General features: G+C 38.1%; 1 protein-coding gene. It reads right to left on the bottom strand.

What is annotated here, in order from left to right:
- Nucleotides 1-71 precede the first annotated feature (71 nt).
- Nucleotides 72-381, bottom strand: a 310-nt coding sequence (locus KSP9073_RS17420) for a 2'-5' RNA ligase family protein (protein WP_108844210.1), incomplete at its 5' end; no start/stop codon positions are given.

The raw sequence follows: 381 nt of genomic DNA, 5'->3' as shown, positions 1-381 counted from the left end.
AGACACTTGAGCATAATATATTGGACACAGAGGCAAAGAATCGTTCCAATTGTCAAATCAGCCATTCTCTTTTACCGGATTAAATCAAATTGCGCCAAGGGAAAATAATTACTTCCTTCTTTATCAGGCCTACGTTCAATTAAATAAAATTTATTAATGGGAACTGGTGGAATGAGAGGAAACTTCATTTGCAATAACTGCTGAAGTTTTGGGCTGAAATTCACGACTCTACCTACAGTCAAATGCCCCCTAAAAGGACGTTTTTCTAAAGGATACTTTAAACTGTCCATCACCTGACCAATCATTCGAGACCAATCCCTAAGTCTGTCTTGAGGATCTACCGATAATGAAATAAGTCTTGGATTTTTGGGAGAAGGGAAC

This window comes from Kushneria phyllosphaerae (genome assembly GCF_900312995.1).
Taxonomy (GTDB): domain Bacteria; phylum Pseudomonadota; class Gammaproteobacteria; order Pseudomonadales; family Halomonadaceae; genus Kushneria; species Kushneria phyllosphaerae.
Note: the sequence above shows the minus strand (reverse complement) of the source record. Positions and strands in the feature narration are given on the sequence as shown.